Here is a 14,625-nt window from a genome sequence, read left to right on the forward strand (position 1 = left end):
GGGTCAGACCCCTTCCGCGTGCGGATCGCGCATGTATCCGGCCTCGATCAGGGTGCGGAAGGCCGCGTACTTGTAGACGCACTCGGCGGGTTCACAGATCCGGTGGCGCTGCATGATCTCGTGAGCCTCCGCCACGGTCAACGGCTCGACGAGTGCGCGCTGCGGCCTGCCGATCGGGCAGGTCGGCAGCGCGGGGGCGGGCAGTTGTTCCGCGATCGCCTGTTCGCCGACGCCGACCCGGCGCCTGCGGGTCGCCGGTCCGTGCAACAACACGATGGTGGCGACCAGGCTCGCCGCGCCGACGAGCGAACAGAGGACGGCGATCTGGGTGGCGGTCACGGCGCATTCTCCTCTCGGTGGGGCGGGCCAGGGCAGAACGTGGCGGGGCCGAAGCGCAACGCACCGTCACCTACATGCAGTTAACTTTTAGCAAATCTAGTGTGGGCCGAGTTGGCGCGTCGTGCAAGGGGGATCGGGACGCGCCGCGGGCCGGTGTTCCGGCTACGTGGCGGGTATGCCCGGCGGCTGGCGGTCCAATCCGCGGCCTGGGATCGAGTTGACTCCGAGAGGGGATTCCGCAGCTAGAATCCGGGTAGATGTCACCTTCCCCGGCTCGCTGGGCGGGGAGGGGGGAAGTATCGAGGGTTTGCGCGTGGAGATCGACCCTGTTTCGCCTGGGTCCGGTCGCGGCGCATCGCTCCCTGGAGCGGTCGGCGAAATACTCACCCTGCCGCCCGCGTGGTTAATATGCGGCTACTTGTCGCGGCGAAGGTGATCCGGCAGCAGCACCTGGTCCGCCTCTGTGCCCGGAGCCGCGTCCGTGTCGTGGGGCTCATCGCCATCGGTGTCGGATTCCTCGCGCCCGGGATCGGCCGACTCGGCGTCGCCTGCGCGCGGCGCTTCGGATCGCGGTTCGTCGTCCGCCTGGCCCTCCGCCTCGGGCGACGTGGCCGACTGCTCGCGCGCGAGCCGGGCTTGGAGATCGGCGACGGTGACGTGCGCCTTCGACCCGTGCGGGCGCAGCAGCACGCTGATGATCAGTCCGATCAGGCCCACCGCCAGGACGGCCCCGCCGATCAGCAATAGCGGATTCACGATTTCCTCCTAGCCGGACGCCGCACGCGTCCGTTTCGCGGAGAGCGGTTATCGTCCAGCTATTCAATCATCCGTGTATGAACGCGTTCGGGGGAGGGCTGGTGACCGGCGCCACATCGACAGCGGACTGCGTCGACGGCTCCTCGGAGTCGCCGTTACCAGGTATCGAATGGGTGGGTTGCTGTCTCTCCGGCGATCGCGGAGACTTCGGCCGTTGTGTGGGGCTCATACTCGAATATGGTGACCGAAGATTTGCTGAAAACCGTTGCGCCAGCGTGCCCAACGCGCAAGGAAGCGGTTCCGCGCCGTCCTGCCGTATGGGGACGTCGATTGCTCGCCCGCCGCATTCGGGCGTCGCGCGGAGGGTGCCGACTGGGCCGGTCGGGGATCGGCGGGGCGTGTCCAGGTCGCGGCTCAGCGGCGCAGACCCGTTGCGGGCGATCTGTTCTCCGGATCGTGGCGGTAGACCGGCGTGAGCAGTTCTGCCTCCAGCGGTTCGCCGGTCGCTCGGTCGAAGCGGCAGGCGATCAGCACCGAGAACAGGTGGTTGTTCGCCCGCTCGTGCAAGGTGGCCAGCCTGGTGGCGAGCAACCGGATCGCGCCGAGCGAGCCGGGCGGATGCATGCCATCGATCATGAGCACGCTGCCCCGCCCATCGGGTCTGGGCAGCCTGCCCAGATAGGCGATGTCATGCGGTTCGGGTCCGCCCGGCCGGTACACCCGCCGGGCCGCCCGGTCCTCGATCCCACGGCGCGCGTCACCCATCCTGGCCACCGCGCGGCGCAATCGCGGGTCGGCGGCGACCAATTGACGCAAACTCGGCGAAAGTTCCGGCCCACCCAGCACGATCAGACCGTCGCGCCGCAGGTCGACCGGACGACCCGGTAGGAAATGTTCGACCGCCACGGTGAACCCGAGTTCGCGGAGCAACTCGGCCAGTCGTTGCGGCGCCGCGGGATCCGGCGCGCCGATCACCCGCCCTGCCCGCACCTCCGGGACGAGCACGGTGAGCGAGCCGTGCCCGAAGAACAATCCTTCCGGCGCGGGCCCTTGCGTACTCACCTGGTGGATGCGGGCACGGGAAAGCCCGGCCGCCGCACCGATTCTGGCGAACGTCCAGCCTTCGGCATGGAGCTCCCGGATCACGGCCCGCCGAATCCTGGTCAGTTCGTTGATGGTCTGCTGGGCCGCCGCCACCCCGTCGGTGGCCGCCTTCAGTCGCTCGACCTTGTCCTCGATCGCGAACACGCGCGCCACGTCATCGGCCGACATGTGCGAAGTCTAGACAGCTGAACAGCTCAATGCGTCTAGTCTGCTTGACGACTCAGGTGGCGTCGGTGTCGATCGGGGGACGTTCGTTGCGCTCCAAAGGCTTATCCAACTTGGGCATCGGATAGTCCGGCATCCCGCTGTTCGTGCTGTACAGATCCTTGGGATCGGGCAGCGCGCTGTCGAAATCCCGGAACAGTGAATCGTCGCCGTTGAGCAGATGTTTGGTCACCATCGCCCGCGGCGTCATGCCGCGCAGCTGGTTCAGGTCGGCCAGCGGCTTGCGCAGATCCTCGAATTCCGGCCCGAGCTCCTCCTTCAGCTGGGAGGTGGCGCCGCTGGCGTAATCGCGCACCTGCCGCAAGCTGCGCGTGGTCCAGCGCACGGCACCGGGCAAGCGCTCCGGGCCGAGAATCACGAGGGCGGCGACGAGCAGGATGACCATCTCGCTCCAGCCGATGTTGCTGAACACGTATCAAGGCTACCTGGCGTTCCGACCTGCGGTTCAGTCGGATTCCAAGGTGACCGGCACGTCCACCTGCCTGCCATCCCGGATCAACTGCACGTTCACCGTTTCGCCGATCTTGCGCGACTGCACCGCGACGACCAGTTCGTCCGGCCCGGTGACCTCCCGATCGCCGACCTTGACGATCACGTCGCCCTCCACGATCCCGGCCCGCGCGGCAGGACCGCCCGCCGTGACGTCGGCCACCGCCGCGCCGCTCATGACCTCGTTGGCCACCTGCTTGGTGCGCGCGCTGAGGCCGATGGTCGGGTGATGCACCACGCCGTCGCGGATCAAGGTCTGCGCGACCTCGGTCATCTTGTCCACCGGGATCGCGAAGCCGAGGCCGACCGAGCCGCCGGTCTCGCTGCGGATGGCGGTGTTGATGCCGATGACCCGGCCGTCCATGTCCACCAGCGCGCCACCCGAGTTACCCGGATTGATCGACGCGTCGGTCTGCACGGCGTCGATCACGGCCTTCGTGTCGCTGCCCTCGCCCTCCAGCTTCACCGGGCGGTGCAGCGCGCTGACGATGCCCGAGGTCACCGTTTTGCTCAGGCCGAGCGGCGAACCGATGGCGAGCACGTCGTCGCCGACCTGGACGTTGCCGGACTTGCCGAGCTGGGCGACGGTGAGATTCTTCACATCGACCTTCAGCACGGCCAGGTCGGTCTTCGGGTCGCGGCCGACGATCTGGGCTGGCACCCGGGTGCCGTCGGAGAACTGCACCTGGATCGCGGAGCGGTTGGTCTTGTCCTGCGCGGCCATCGAAACGACGTGGTTGTTGGTGACGACATAGCCGCCGCCGTCGATCACCACGCCGGAACCGGTGGCGCCGTTCTCGCCGACGGTCACCCGGATGGACACGACCGACGGCAGCACGGCGTTGGCGACCTGGGCGATCAGCCCGTGCGGGCGGGACCCCTCGCCGCCTTGGTCGAGCGTCACCTTGCGCGAGGTGAGGGTCGACGCGGTTTCGGCGGTCAGGCGCCCGACCAGCCCGCCGAGCAGGCCGATGACGAGCGCGACCAGCGCGAGCAGCGCCAGCGCCTTCGGCGCGACCCGGGAGCCGAACAGCACTTCGCGGGCGCTGAGCTTCTCCGCCTGCGGCAGCGCCTCCGGCTTCGGGGTCGGCACCGCGGGAGCGCCGAGGCGCGCGACGGCCTCCGGGTCACGCCACGGATCGGCCGGTGCGGCGGCGGGAGCCTGACCGCCGGCCGCGTCGGGATCGCGCTGCAAGAGTTCGGTGGAGCCTTCGGGACGGCCGAAAGCTTCGGCCAGCACCGCGTCGGGCGGCCGGTTCTGCAGTTCGGGACCGGACTGCGGCGCGGGACCCGACTTGCGCAGCGGCAGCGGCTCGGCGAACGAACCGGACAGGCCCGACGGTCTGCGGAAGGCCCGCGCGGTGTGCGTGTCGACATGGGGCCGGTAGACCGGGCGCGGACCGAGCACGGGTGCGTCCGGCGGACGGAGATTCCCGCGGTTGGCCGCCGAATCCGAGGTGTCGGCCGATCCGGAATTCGTCGATTCGGTGGTCACTCGGGAAACTCTACTTGCGCCACCACGTGGTCCACTTGGTCGCGGTGAACGAATCGGTCAGAAACCCGAAAACAGCGTCGTTGCGCCCGGACTGACCGGACGCCGGGGACGGCGTGCGGCCACTGGACGCGCCGCCGGTCAGCTCCGCGAGGGGGATCCTGGTGAGGCTGTCGTGCAGCCCGGTCGGAATCGCGACTTGGCCCGCGTGCCGCAGGGCGATGCGCGCCTGCTGCTGGGCGTCGACCTCCGCCGCGCACTCCGGACACAGCGAGAGGTGCTGAGCGGCACGCAGGTAGGCGTTCATCCGCAACTCACCGTCCACGTACGCCGCGATCGCCTCACTCGCCAGATGCTCGGTGGGGCGGAAACGGGGCGGACGACGACCGGACGTGCTGAAGTCGCCACTCATTCGGTGCTCACCCTTCCAACCGACATCGACCGTTCGGGCGATGCCGGCTTCCGACGAATCACCCGATGTTCGCTTCAGCGGCGAACCGCTGCTCACTTCCATTATGCGCAAGGTAGTCGCGCAGGGCCTGGCGTCCACGGTGGATCCGACTGCGCACGGTGCCCAGTTTCACGCCGAGCGTAGCGCCGATCTCCTCGTAGGACAGCCCCTCGATGTCACACAGGACCACGGCGGCGCGGAACTCCGGCGCGAGCGAGTCCAGGGCCGATTGCAGGTCGGGATCCAGCCGGGCGTCGTGGTAGGCCTGCTCCGGCCCAGGGCCGTCGGCGGGCACCCGGTCGTAGTCCTCGGGCAGCGCTTCCATCCTGATCCGGTTGCGGCGGCGCACCATGTCCAGGAACAGGTTGGTGGTGATGCGGTGCAGCCATCCCTCGAAGGTGCCGGGCTGGTAGTTCGACAGCGAACGGAACACCCGAATGAACGTCTCCTGGGTGAGGTCCTCCGCGTCCTGTGCGTCGCCGGAGAGGCGGTAGGCGAGGCGATAGACCCGGTCCGCGTGCTCGCGGACGAGTTCGTCCCACGTGGGCATCGCCGACCGGTCACCGGTGGCATCGAAGGCAGCAGTCCCGGTCAGCTCGACCGCGTCCTCGGCGGACTCGGACTCGACCGGCAGGATCTGCTCGGGCAGGGTGGCGTATTCGCGCGCCGCATCGACCATGTGGATGGGGCTACCTCCTACTAGGGACCGCAAACGTAGGGAACTCGCTCGAGACCGGGTCTACGGTCCGTCACGTACGGTTACAACCGACATCCGGTATGTCGTTGTTCCCGCGTCCCGTGTAAACACGGTCGGTGGTCTTGCGTTGCCCATACTCTTTCTGGTCCTGATATGGCCGGGTTATGGAGATCCTGAGGGTCGCCTGAGAAAACCGGCGGCGGAAATGGCGGGCGGCGCGTGTTGTCCGGAACGCCGAGATCACCCGCCCGGCGTTAGCCTCATACCCGTGGCATCGAATCTGGAGCGGAATCTCGCCTATGTGGAGGAATCCGTCGTGGAAGACGAAATCCTCGTCAGCGCGCGGGAACGGGCCACCGAACTCGGCGCGGTACCGGTGCCGCCCTCGGTGGGCGCGCTGCTGAGCATGTACGCGCAGTTGCTCGGTGCGCGGGCGGTGGTCGAGGTCGGCACCGGCGCTGGCATCAGCGGGCTGTGGCTGCTCGACGGCATGCGCGAGGACGGCACGCTGACCACGATCGATTCGGAGCCGGAACATCAGCGCGCGGCCAAGGAGGCGTTCCGCGCCGCCGACATCCCGCCCGCGCGCACCCGCATGATCAACGGGCGCGCGCTGGACGTGCTGCCCCGGCTGGCCGACGGCGCCTACGACCTGGTCTTCATCGACGCCGCGCCGCTGGAGCACCCGGAGTACGTCGCCCAGGCGGTGCGACTGCTGCGCGAGGGCGGCGCCATCCTGCTGCACAACGCGCTGCTCGGCGGGCGCGTACCCGATCCGGCGCAACGCGATCCGGCCACGCAAGCGGTGCGCGCCGCGACCCGCGCCATCGCGGAGAATCCGGAACTCACCTGTGTGCTGATTCCGGTCGGCGACGGATTGCTCTGCGCCGCACGAGGATAGCGGTTCGCGCCACGATCTGATTCCATCCCGGAATCCGGGGTATGCGCTGAGAAAGAACTCAGTGAGGAAAACAGTTATGCGTGAACTAACTCCCCTGGAAGTAGCGGCGATGGGGGAAGTCGTGACCGAACGGCGAACGAGTTGGCTGCGGCCGACGATGTTGGCTCTGCTGCTCGTGATTCTGGGAGCGGTGGCGGTCATGATCGTGGTGAGCAACACCGATTTCGACACCGGCCCCGAGAAAACCACTCCGCCGCCCGGATCCTGCGAACCGTTCTGCACCCAGAACGTCGCCCCGCCCGCGCAGTAATCCGCCGACGGCAGTGGCCATCCGGCGCACTACCCGCCGGTGACCGGCGGCGTTCGCGAAACTGCCACCGTAGCGCCACGGTTCGGCGCATGATGCCGCGAAATCCGAAAGATCGCCGATACTGGTAGAAGTCACGTTCCGAATGGATCGGGAAGCGGGTGCGGCATGGTCATGATGATGTTTCTCTGGGACGAAGACGAGCGTCGTCCCAAGCCGATCCATTGGGGCCGGACCATGATCGCTTTCGCCGGCGTGCTGCTGTTCGCCGTGCTGGTGGTCTATTTGGTCAGTACCGCCGATTTCGGTGGCGCTTCGAAATCGACCGTCCCGCGCACGCCGGGGCCTTGCGCGCCGTTCTGCATCAACTCGCCCGCGCCGGAGCCGGGCGCGCCGTAGGAACAGCCCGGCGCCGTCACACCCAGACGCCCTTGCCCACCGTGACGACCCCTCCGTTGCTGACGGCGAAGCGGCTGCGATCACGCGCCAGGTCGACCCCGATGATCTCGCCCTCGCCCACGACGACGTTCTTGTCCAGAATGGCGCGCCGCACCACCGCTCCGCGCCCGATCCGCACGCCCGGCATGAGCACGCACCCTTCGACGGTGGCGCCGTCGTCGACCATGACATTGGCGCTGAGCACCGAATTGCGGACGGTGGCGGCCGACAGGATGCTGCCCGCGCCGACGATGCACTCCTGCGCCAAGCCGCCCTGGGCGAACTTGGCGGGAGGCAGGTTCTCGGCCGCCCCGCGGATCGGCCAGTGGCGGTTGTAGAGGTTGAACACCGGATGCACCGAGACCAGGTCCATGTGCGCGTCGTAGAACGCGTCGATGGTGCCGACATCGCGCCAATAGCCGCGGTCGCGGTCGGTGGCGCCGGGCACGTCGTTGTCGGCGAAGTCGTAGACACCGGCCTGCCCCGCCGCGACCAGGGCCGGGATGATGTCACCGCCCATGTCGTGATCGGAATCGGAGTCGTCCGCGTCCGCGCGGATCGAGTCCACGAGCACCTTGGTCGTGAAGACGTAGTTGCCCATCGACGCGAAAGTGACATTGGGGTCGTCCGGGGTGCCGGGCGGATGCGCTGGCTTCTCCAGGAACTGTGTGATGCGGCCGGACTCGTCGCTGTCGATGCACCCGAACGCGCTCGCCTGGCTGCGCGGGACCCGGATGCCGGCCACGGTCACACCGGCGCCGGAATCGATGTGATGGCGCACCATCTGCTCCGGGTCCATCCGGTAGACGTGATCGGCGCCGAAAACCGCGATGTACTCCGGGTCCTCGTCGTAGATCAGGTTCAGCGATTGCAGGATCGCGTCCGCGCTGCCGGTGTACCAGCGCGGTCCGAGCCGCTGCTGCGCGGGAACGGGGGTGATGTACTCACCCGCGAAACCGGACAACCGCCAGGTCTGCGAGATGTGCCGGTCGAGCGAATGCGACTTGTACTGGGTGAGCACGCACAGCCGCAGGAAGCCCGCGTTGACCAGGTTGCTGAGTACGAAATCGATGAGACGGTACGCGCCGCCGAACGGGACGGCGGGCTTGGCGCGGTCGGCCGTGAGTGGAAAGAGTCGCTTGCCCTCACCACCGGCGAGCACGATTCCGAGTACGTGCGGCTGGCTCCTCACACCTGCCAAACTACCGGGTGAACCGCCTGTGAGTGGCCGCCGCGGAGCCGAACGTCTAGTTTGGATCGGTGAGTTTCGGCACGAACGGCGGGCACTCGGCGGTGGAATCCGGCGAGCGGGACCGGCTTCGCGTCGCGATGCTGACCCGCGAGTATCCCCCCGAGGTGTACGGGGGAGCGGGCGTGCACGTCACGCAACTGACGGCGCATTTGCGTCATCTGTGCGAGGTGACCGTGCACTGCATGGGAGTCGAGCGCGCCGATGCGGTGGTCCATCAACCGGATCCGTCGCTCTACGCCGCCAACGCCGCGCTGCAGATGATGTCCGCCCAGCTGCGGATGGCCGACGCGGTGGGCGATGTGGACGTGGTGCACTCGCACACCTGGTACAGCGGCCTGGCCGGTCATCTGGCCGCGGCCCTCTACGGCGTCCCGCACGTACTGACCGCGCATTCCCTGGAGCCGCGCAGGCCGTGGAAGGCCGAGCAGCTCGGTGGCGGCTACCGGCTCTCGTCCTGGTCGGAGCGCAACGCCGTCGAGCACGCCGACGCCGTCATCGCGGTGAGCGAAGGCATGCGCCACGACGTGCTCGACGCCTATCCCTCGGTCGACCCGGACCGCGTCCACGTGGTGCACAACGGCATCGACGGCGCCGTCTGGCATCCCGGCCCCGCGGCGGGAGACGAACCGCCGGTACTCGCCGAACTCGGCGTGCGAACCGATCTTCCCATCGTCGCCTTCGTCGGCCGCATCACGCGCCAGAAGGGCGTCGGCCACCTGCTGGCCGCCGCCCGCGACTTCGACCCCGACATCCAGCTCGTGCTGTGCGCGGGCGCGCCGGACACGCCCGAGCTGGCGCAGGAGGTGGCCGCGGCGGTCCAGGAGCTGCGCAAGCGGCGCGGCGGGGTGTTCTGGGTGCGCGAGATGCTGCCCACCGAGCGGATCCGGCAGATCCTCGCCGCCGCGTCGGTGTTCGTGTGCCCGTCGGTGTACGAACCGCTCGGCATCGTGAACCTCGAAGCGATGGCCTGCGCGACCGCCGTGGTCGCCTCCGACGTCGGCGGCATCCCCGAGGTGGTCGACGAGCGCAACGGACGACTGGTGCACTACGACGCCGGCACCGCCGCCGACTACGAGCGCGGGCTCGCCGCCGCCGTGAACGAGGTGGCCGGTGACCAGGAGCTGGCCGCCCGGCTCGGCGCGGCGGGGCGCGAGCGCGCCGTCTCCGAGTTCGACTGGGCGCGCATCGCGGCCCGCACCGTCGCGGTCTACGACGAGGTCAGGAAGGGCTGAGCCGGGCGATCATGCCGCCAGGCGATAGGCGCCGACGACGACCGACGCGGTCACCTCGACGGTCTCCGGCAGCCGGGCCAGCCGCTTCGCTCCGGCGGCGGCGTGATGCGCGGACGGACCCATGCCGACCACATGGCCGACATCGGTTCTGGCGAGCGTCATCGGATACTCGACCAGCGTCCGGTCGACGGGCTCGAAATGTCCCGCCATCGCGGCGTCGAGCCTGCTGTTCTTGTCGGGGTCGACGCGCACCATGTCCAGCGGCTCGATCAGCTCCCGCAAGTGACGCGCGGTGGGTATGGCGACCACGAAGCGACCGTCCTCGGCGAGCACCCGGGCGATCTCGCCGGGGTTGCGCGGGGCGAAGACGGACAGCACGCAGCCCAGCGCGCCGTCGCGGATCGGCAACCCGCGCCAGGCGTCGGCCAGCACCGCCGCGGCGCGCGGGTGGGCGCGGGCACACCGGCGGACGGCGGGTTTGGCCACGTCCAGCCCGATGCCGACGGCCGGGGGAGCGGCGTCGAGGGTCCGGGCGAGGTAGTAGCCGGTGCCCGCACCGATCTCCAGCACCGGGCCGTCGGTCCCGCGCGCCGTGGCGGCGCACGTCACCGCGTCGGCGATCGGCTCGAAGTGGCCTTCGCCCTGGAAGGCGGCGCGGGCGTCGAGCATGGCCGCGGTGTCCCCGGTCATCTTGGTCGACGCACCGGTCAGCAGGCTGACGTAGCCCTGTCTGGCCACGTCGAAACTGTGCCCGCGCCCGCAGCGCAGCGCTCGATCCCGAGGTTCGAGCGCGAGCGGCGCGGCGTCCCGGTGCGCCCGCGAACATTCCGGGCAGGCCAGGACGCCGGCCGCGACGGCGAGCGCCGAGGGGTCAGCCGGTGCCACTCAGCTCGTGACGCTCTTCAGTTCGTCACCGAGCGCCGCCGCTTCGTCCGGCGTGAGTTCGACGACCAGACGCCCGCCACCCTCGAGTGGAACCCGCATAACGATTCCACGCCCTTCTTTGGTTGCCTCGAGGGGACCATCCCCGGTACGGGGCTTCATGGCCGCCATCCTCTGCTCCCTCCAGATCTGCGCGGTCCTTGCGCACTTTCTTGGAACTCCAGTTGTCACCAACCAGCGAGCTCGCCGGCGTTTGGCGAGCTACACCCGTCCCATTCTTCCCTATCGCCGATGTGGACGGATAGCTGAGTTCAAAAAGTGACCGGTCGGCCCGTGTCGAGGCGGGCGCTGCCCACCCAGCAGTCGGCCACATGATCATCGACCATTCCGGTCGCCTGCATCAGGGCGTACGCCGTGGTCGGCCCGACGAACCGGAATCCGCGCCGCTTCAATTCTTTTGCCATGGCGATGGATTCGGGTGTGGTGGCGGGCACCTCGGCGCCGGAGCGCGGCCGCGGGCGCGGCGGCGGGGCGAACGACCAGAGCAACTCGTCCAAGCCCACGTCGAGGTCACGCGCGACCCGGGCGTTGGCGATGGCCGCGTCGATCTTGCTGCGGTTGCGGACGATGCCCGCGTCGGCCATCAGCCGGGCGACATCGTCGTCGCTGAACTCCGCTACGCGCTCGATCGCGAAATCGGCGAACGCGGCGCGGAAAGCCGGTCGTTTGCGCAGGATGGTCAGCCAGGACAGCCCGGATTGGAACGCCTCCAGGCAGAGTCGCTCGAACAAGGCGTCGTCGCCGTGCAGCGGCTTGCCCCACTCGTTGTCGTGATAGTCGCGGTAGAGCTGAGAATCCAGCGGCCACGCGCAGCGGACCAGCCCGTCGTCGGCGGTGGCGTTCATTTCGACTCCGGCGCGATCGGCGTCTGCCACCGCCCGGCTCGAGCCTCGGCCAGCTGGTGCTGGAGTTCATCGATCCGCGCGGCCAGCCGGGCCAGCGCCCAATCCACCTCCCCGGCTTTGTAGCCGCGCACCACCTGCTGGAATCGCAACGCGCGCACGTCCGCCCCCGTGATCCCCTCCACCGGCAACACGGTGGCCGTCGTGCCCTCCGGCAGCGGCCCCAGCTCCTCCGAGCGCCCGAACACCGCACTGGCCAAGAGGAACAGCACCGCGGCGACCAAGCCGACGATCAGCACGTACAACAGCATGGTGAGCATGGCCCGAGCTTATTAGGGAGTCCCGACAGGTGGGCTCACGCGTGGCGTTACAAGTGCCGGGTGGTGTCGATGCCGAGTGACATGCCGGCGAGGCCGCGTCGGCGGACGGCGAGTTTGTCGGCGACCTCGGCCAGAGCCTTGGCGGCGGGGTTCTCGGGGTCGCGCAGCACGATCGGGGTGCCCTCGTCGCCCGCTTCGCGCAGCGACTGTTCGATGGGGATCTGGCCGAGCAGCGGTACCGTCGCGCCCACGGCGCGGGTGAGCCGGTCGGCGACGGCCTGGCCGCCGCCGGAGCCGTACAGGTCCATCCTGGTGCCGTCCGGCAGGTCCAGCCAGGACATGTTCTCCACCACGCCCGCGATGCGCTGCCGAGTCTGCAGCGCGATCGCGCCCGCCCGCTCGGCCACCTCGGCGGCGGCGGGCTGCGGTGTGGTGACGACCAGGATCTCGGCGTTCGGGATCAGCTGGGCGATGGAGATCGCGACGTCACCGGTGCCAGGCGGCAGATCGAGCAGCAGGATGTCCAGATCGCCCCAGAACACGTCGGCGAGGAACTGCTGCAGCGCCCGGTGCAGCATCGGGCCGCGCCAGACCACGGGGGTGTTGCCCTGGGTGAACTGCGCGATCGAGATCATCTTCACGTCGTGCGCGATCGGCGGCATGATCATCCGCTCCACCTGCGTCGGCCTGGCGTCGGTGCCGAGCATGCGGGGGATGGAGTGACCGTAGATGTCCGCGTCCAGCACGCCGACCGACAGGCCGCGCGCGGCCATGGCGGCGGCCAGGTTCACCGTGACGCTGGACTTGCCGACCCCGCCCTTTCCGGAGGCGACGGCGTAGACGCGGGTGAGCGAGCCGGGCTGGGCGAACGGGATGACCGGATCGGCGGAGTCGCCGCGCAGCTGCTTGCGCAGTGCGGTGCGCTGCTCGTCGTCCATCACGTCGAGGTCGACGGTGATCGCGCCCACACCGGGCACGTCGGCGATGGCTTTGCTCACCCGCTGCGTGATCTCGGTGCGCAGGGGGCAGCCCGCCGTCGTCAGATAGATCTCCACGTGGACATCGCTGTCAGCGCCGATGACGACGCTTTTCACCATGCCCAGCTCGGTGATCGGCTTGCGGATCTCCGGGTCGTCGACCTTCGCGAGGGCACCCCGCACATCCGATTCCGTAACCACTGGCATGGCAGGAATTTTAGGCGTGTCAAATTTTGGGCAGGTCTCCGGCCCGGGGTGCGACCCCCGTGCTGTAGGAGGTCTCCCATGCCATGACGTTCGCGACGTAGGCCATGGAGTGGTTGTAACGGAGGATCGCCTTGGACTGTTGTGCCAGGTCGCGCATGTTCAGGCCGCCGTCGCAGAGGTATCTTCCCGCCGTCAGCGCGGCGTCGAAGAGGTTCTGCGGATCGGCGATGCCGTCGCCGTTGCCGTCGGCCGCGTAGCGCTTCCAGGTGTCGGGCAGGAACTGCATCGGGCCGATCGCGCGGTCGTAGCCGTCCAAGCCGTCCAGCGCGCCGTCGTCGGAATCCCGGACGACGTGGTTGCCCGTGAGCGAGCCGTCCAGCACGGGGCCGTAGACGGGGCTGAGCGGGTTGCCGTCGGCGTCGGCTTTGCCGCCGTACGCGTGGGTGGACTCGACCCGGCCGATACCGGCCAGCAGCGACCACGGCATGCCGCACACCGGGTTCTCGGCCGCGAGGATCCGTTCCGCGTTCTGGTAGGCCGCGACGGCGACTCCGGGGACGCCCAGTGGCCCGGCGGGCATCGCGGCGGCCTGCCTGCCACTCGGGAGCGCAACGGTTTTCACCACGGGCGTCGCGGTGGGCGCGGCCTTGGCCATGGCGTGCGCGACGAATTCGGCCCCGGCGACGGGCTCGGCGACCATTTGCGCGGCGCCGAGAACGTCCTGATCATCCGGGGTGTGGACGGCGGTCGCGAGCGGCGCGGTGTCGCCTACCTCGGAGGCGGCCGTGACGGATACCAGCCCTGCGGGAACCAATCCGGTCAACGCGATGACGGAACTCCGTCGGACGGTGGCAGGCGGTTGTTTTCGATGACGCCCCACGGTGTGGTGACCCTCCCATGACTCGCTGTGAGCCCTTTGTTATGGAACCAAGGGGAAGGGTACCGCATCCGAGATCTGTTTGTTACTGCTTCGTGATCTGATGCGAGGTTTGAATCACTGCTGGGGCGCGGCCGGTGGCGCGGGCAGCGGGATGACGATGCCGAAGGGCAAGGTGATGCCGGGCGGCGGCGGGGGTGTGGGCTCGGCGGCGGGGGCAGATTCGGGCTGGGGCGCGGTCGGCGTGGTGGTGACGGCTTCGGATTCGCGGCGGGATTCGTCGTCGCGGGCGGGTAGGTCACCCGGGATGGGGGTCGGTTCCGCGGTGGCGAGCGTGGTGTCCGGCTGACCGCATCCGGCGGCGAGCTGGTCCTGCGTGCCGGGCTGTCCCGGGGTACCGGGCCGCCCTGCGGTGCCGGGTTGTGCCGGGGAGGCGGCCTCCGCGGGCCTCTCGGCCGCCCCCGGGTCGGCTGGACCGAACTTGTGGGGCTCGGCCGGTGCGGCGCCGTTGGGTTGCTGTGGCGCCAGCGGTACCCGGGCGGTCCCCGGTAGGTCCGGGAACGGCATCGGTGCTGGAACCGATTGCCCCACGCACGGATTCACCTGCTCGGGAGCCGGGCAGAAGATCCCGCACGGGATCGGCGGCAGACCGGGCAGCGTGATCATCACCTGCGTCGGCTGCGGTCGCGGCCGCGGTGCCCGATACTGTTCGGCCGGATCGGTGGTCGGCGTGGTGGTGCGCACCGCGGTCATGTCGGTGCCTGGCCCCACCGGCGG

General features: G+C 69.2%; 18 protein-coding genes and 1 pseudogene. 4 read left to right on the forward strand and 15 right to left on the reverse strand.

From position 1 onward, the window contains the following. Positions 1-3: 3 nt before the first annotated feature. The 7 genes from NB3_RS17540 to sigE form a co-directional block, all read right to left on the reverse strand. Positions 4-339 carry a hypothetical protein gene (locus tag NB3_RS17540; protein WP_067804147.1) on the reverse strand — a complete coding sequence of 112 codons (336 nt, stop codon included), beginning with the start codon at positions 337-339 and terminating at the stop codon, positions 4-6. A 414-nt stretch (positions 340-753) separates the two neighbouring features. Continuing rightward, the gene (locus tag NB3_RS17545; protein WP_067804151.1) at positions 754-1,095 is read right to left on the reverse strand and encodes a hypothetical protein; all 342 of its coding nucleotides are present in this window, start codon (positions 1,093-1,095) and stop codon (positions 754-756) included. Positions 1,096-1,509: 414 nt separating this feature from the next. After that, complete coding sequence (locus NB3_RS17550; RefSeq protein ID WP_067804154.1) at positions 1,510-2,367, reverse strand: hypothetical protein; 858 nt, start codon at positions 2,365-2,367, stop codon at positions 1,510-1,512. 52 nt (positions 2,368-2,419) lie between these two features. Continuing rightward, positions 2,420-2,836 carry a Sec-independent protein translocase protein TatB gene (tatB, locus tag NB3_RS17555; protein WP_067804157.1) on the reverse strand — a complete coding sequence of 139 codons (417 nt, stop codon included), beginning with the start codon at positions 2,834-2,836 and terminating at the stop codon, positions 2,420-2,422. Positions 2,837-2,869: 33 nt separating this feature from the next. Further along, entirely contained in the window at positions 2,870-4,408 is a 1,539-nt protein-coding gene (locus tag NB3_RS17560) for a S1C family serine protease (RefSeq protein WP_067804160.1), read from the reverse strand. 10 nt (positions 4,409-4,418) lie between these two features. Continuing rightward, positions 4,419-4,817: a hypothetical protein gene (locus tag NB3_RS35075; RefSeq protein WP_067804163.1), complete on the reverse strand. Its 399-nt coding sequence runs from the start codon at positions 4,815-4,817 to the stop codon at positions 4,419-4,421. A gap of 58 nt (positions 4,818-4,875) precedes the next feature. Beyond that, on the reverse strand, positions 4,876-5,535 hold the full coding sequence (gene sigE, locus NB3_RS17570; RefSeq protein ID WP_067804168.1) for an RNA polymerase sigma factor SigE: 660 nt from the start codon (positions 5,533-5,535) through the stop codon (positions 4,876-4,878). Positions 5,536-5,821: 286 nt separating this feature from the next. Here sigE and NB3_RS17575 point away from each other — a divergent pair, with 286 nt between their 5' ends. The 3 genes from NB3_RS17575 to NB3_RS17580 all read left to right on the forward strand — a co-directional run bounded on the left by NB3_RS17575 (position 5,822) and on the right by NB3_RS17580 (position 7,160). Then, positions 5,822-6,454, forward strand: coding sequence for an O-methyltransferase (locus tag NB3_RS17575; protein ID WP_371855915.1), 633 nt, complete (start codon positions 5,822-5,824; stop codon positions 6,452-6,454). Positions 6,455-6,530: 76 nt separating this feature from the next. Further along, positions 6,531-6,764, forward strand: coding sequence for a hypothetical protein (locus NB3_RS35080; protein ID WP_157111837.1), 234 nt, complete (start codon positions 6,531-6,533; stop codon positions 6,762-6,764). A gap of 165 nt (positions 6,765-6,929) precedes the next feature. Continuing rightward, positions 6,930-7,160, forward strand: coding sequence for a hypothetical protein (locus NB3_RS17580; RefSeq protein WP_067804172.1), 231 nt, complete (start codon positions 6,930-6,932; stop codon positions 7,158-7,160). A 16-nt stretch (positions 7,161-7,176) separates the two neighbouring features. On the opposite strand, the gene glgC is transcribed toward NB3_RS17580, so the two are convergent. Further along, a complete protein-coding gene (gene glgC, locus NB3_RS17585; RefSeq protein ID WP_067804174.1) occupies positions 7,177-8,391 on the reverse strand; it encodes a glucose-1-phosphate adenylyltransferase in 1,215 nt (404 codons plus the stop codon). Positions 8,392-8,528: 137 nt separating this feature from the next. On the opposite strand from glgC, the gene glgA reads away from it, so the two are divergent. Beyond that, entirely contained in the window at positions 8,529-9,683 is a 1,155-nt protein-coding gene (glgA, locus tag NB3_RS17590; protein WP_067804205.1) for a glycogen synthase, read from the forward strand. Between the two features lie 9 nt (positions 9,684-9,692). On the opposite strand, the gene NB3_RS17595 is transcribed toward glgA, so the two are convergent. From NB3_RS17595 to NB3_RS35615, 7 genes and pseudogenes are all read right to left on the reverse strand, one after another. Continuing rightward, on the reverse strand, positions 9,693-10,568 hold the full coding sequence (locus NB3_RS17595; protein ID WP_084486323.1) for a putative RNA methyltransferase: 876 nt from the start codon (positions 10,566-10,568) through the stop codon (positions 9,693-9,695). Continuing rightward, the gene (locus tag NB3_RS34195) at positions 10,569-10,736 is read right to left on the reverse strand and encodes a DUF3117 domain-containing protein (protein WP_011211259.1); all 168 of its coding nucleotides are present in this window, start codon (positions 10,734-10,736) and stop codon (positions 10,569-10,571) included. It abuts the gene before it with no gap. 140 nt (positions 10,737-10,876) lie between these two features. Then, complete coding sequence (locus tag NB3_RS17600; protein ID WP_067804178.1) at positions 10,877-11,470, reverse strand: DNA-3-methyladenine glycosylase I; 594 nt, start codon at positions 11,468-11,470, stop codon at positions 10,877-10,879. Then, the gene (locus NB3_RS17605; RefSeq protein WP_067804182.1) at positions 11,467-11,787 is read right to left on the reverse strand and encodes a DivIVA domain-containing protein; all 321 of its coding nucleotides are present in this window, start codon (positions 11,785-11,787) and stop codon (positions 11,467-11,469) included. The genes NB3_RS17600 and NB3_RS17605 overlap by 4 nt, the downstream gene beginning before the upstream one ends. A 47-nt stretch (positions 11,788-11,834) precedes the next feature. Further along, positions 11,835-12,971 carry an Mrp/NBP35 family ATP-binding protein gene (locus NB3_RS17610; protein WP_067804185.1) on the reverse strand — a complete coding sequence of 379 codons (1,137 nt, stop codon included), beginning with the start codon at positions 12,969-12,971 and terminating at the stop codon, positions 11,835-11,837. A gap of 19 nt (positions 12,972-12,990) precedes the next feature. Further along, positions 12,991-13,851: a lytic transglycosylase domain-containing protein gene (locus tag NB3_RS17615; RefSeq protein WP_067804187.1), complete on the reverse strand. Its 861-nt coding sequence runs from the start codon at positions 13,849-13,851 to the stop codon at positions 12,991-12,993. Between the two features lie 114 nt (positions 13,852-13,965). Then, positions 13,966-14,625, reverse strand: a pseudogene (locus tag NB3_RS35615) (hypothetical protein); the annotation flags it as partial.

The sequence above is a fragment of the Nocardia beijingensis NBRC 16342 genome, assembly GCF_001612785.1.
Lineage (GTDB): Bacteria > Actinomycetota > Actinomycetes > Mycobacteriales > Mycobacteriaceae > Nocardia > Nocardia beijingensis.

Coding starts and splice junctions, on each gene's coding strand:
- NB3_RS17550 (WP_067804154.1), bottom strand. CDS start 2,367: ATGTCGGCCGATGACGTGGCGCGCGTGTTCGCGATCGAGGACAAGGTC.
- sigE (WP_067804168.1), bottom strand. CDS start 5,535: ATGGTCGATGCGGCGCGCGAATACGCCACCCTGCCCGAGCAGATCCTG.
- NB3_RS17580 (WP_067804172.1), top strand. CDS start 6,930: ATGGTCATGATGATGTTTCTCTGGGACGAAGACGAGCGTCGTCCCAAG.
- NB3_RS17610 (WP_067804185.1), bottom strand. CDS start 12,971: ATGCCAGTGGTTACGGAATCGGATGTGCGGGGTGCCCTCGCGAAGGTC.
- NB3_RS35080 (WP_157111837.1), top strand. CDS start 6,531: ATGCGTGAACTAACTCCCCTGGAAGTAGCGGCGATGGGGGAAGTCGTG.
- glgA (WP_067804205.1), top strand. CDS start 8,529: ATGCTGACCCGCGAGTATCCCCCCGAGGTGTACGGGGGAGCGGGCGTG.
- NB3_RS17605 (WP_067804182.1), bottom strand. CDS start 11,787: ATGCTCACCATGCTGTTGTACGTGCTGATCGTCGGCTTGGTCGCCGCG.
- NB3_RS35075 (WP_067804163.1), bottom strand. CDS start 4,817: ATGAGTGGCGACTTCAGCACGTCCGGTCGTCGTCCGCCCCGTTTCCGC.
- NB3_RS34195 (WP_011211259.1), bottom strand. CDS start 10,736: ATGGCGGCCATGAAGCCCCGTACCGGGGATGGTCCCCTCGAGGCAACC.
- NB3_RS17600 (WP_067804178.1), bottom strand. CDS start 11,470: ATGAACGCCACCGCCGACGACGGGCTGGTCCGCTGCGCGTGGCCGCTG.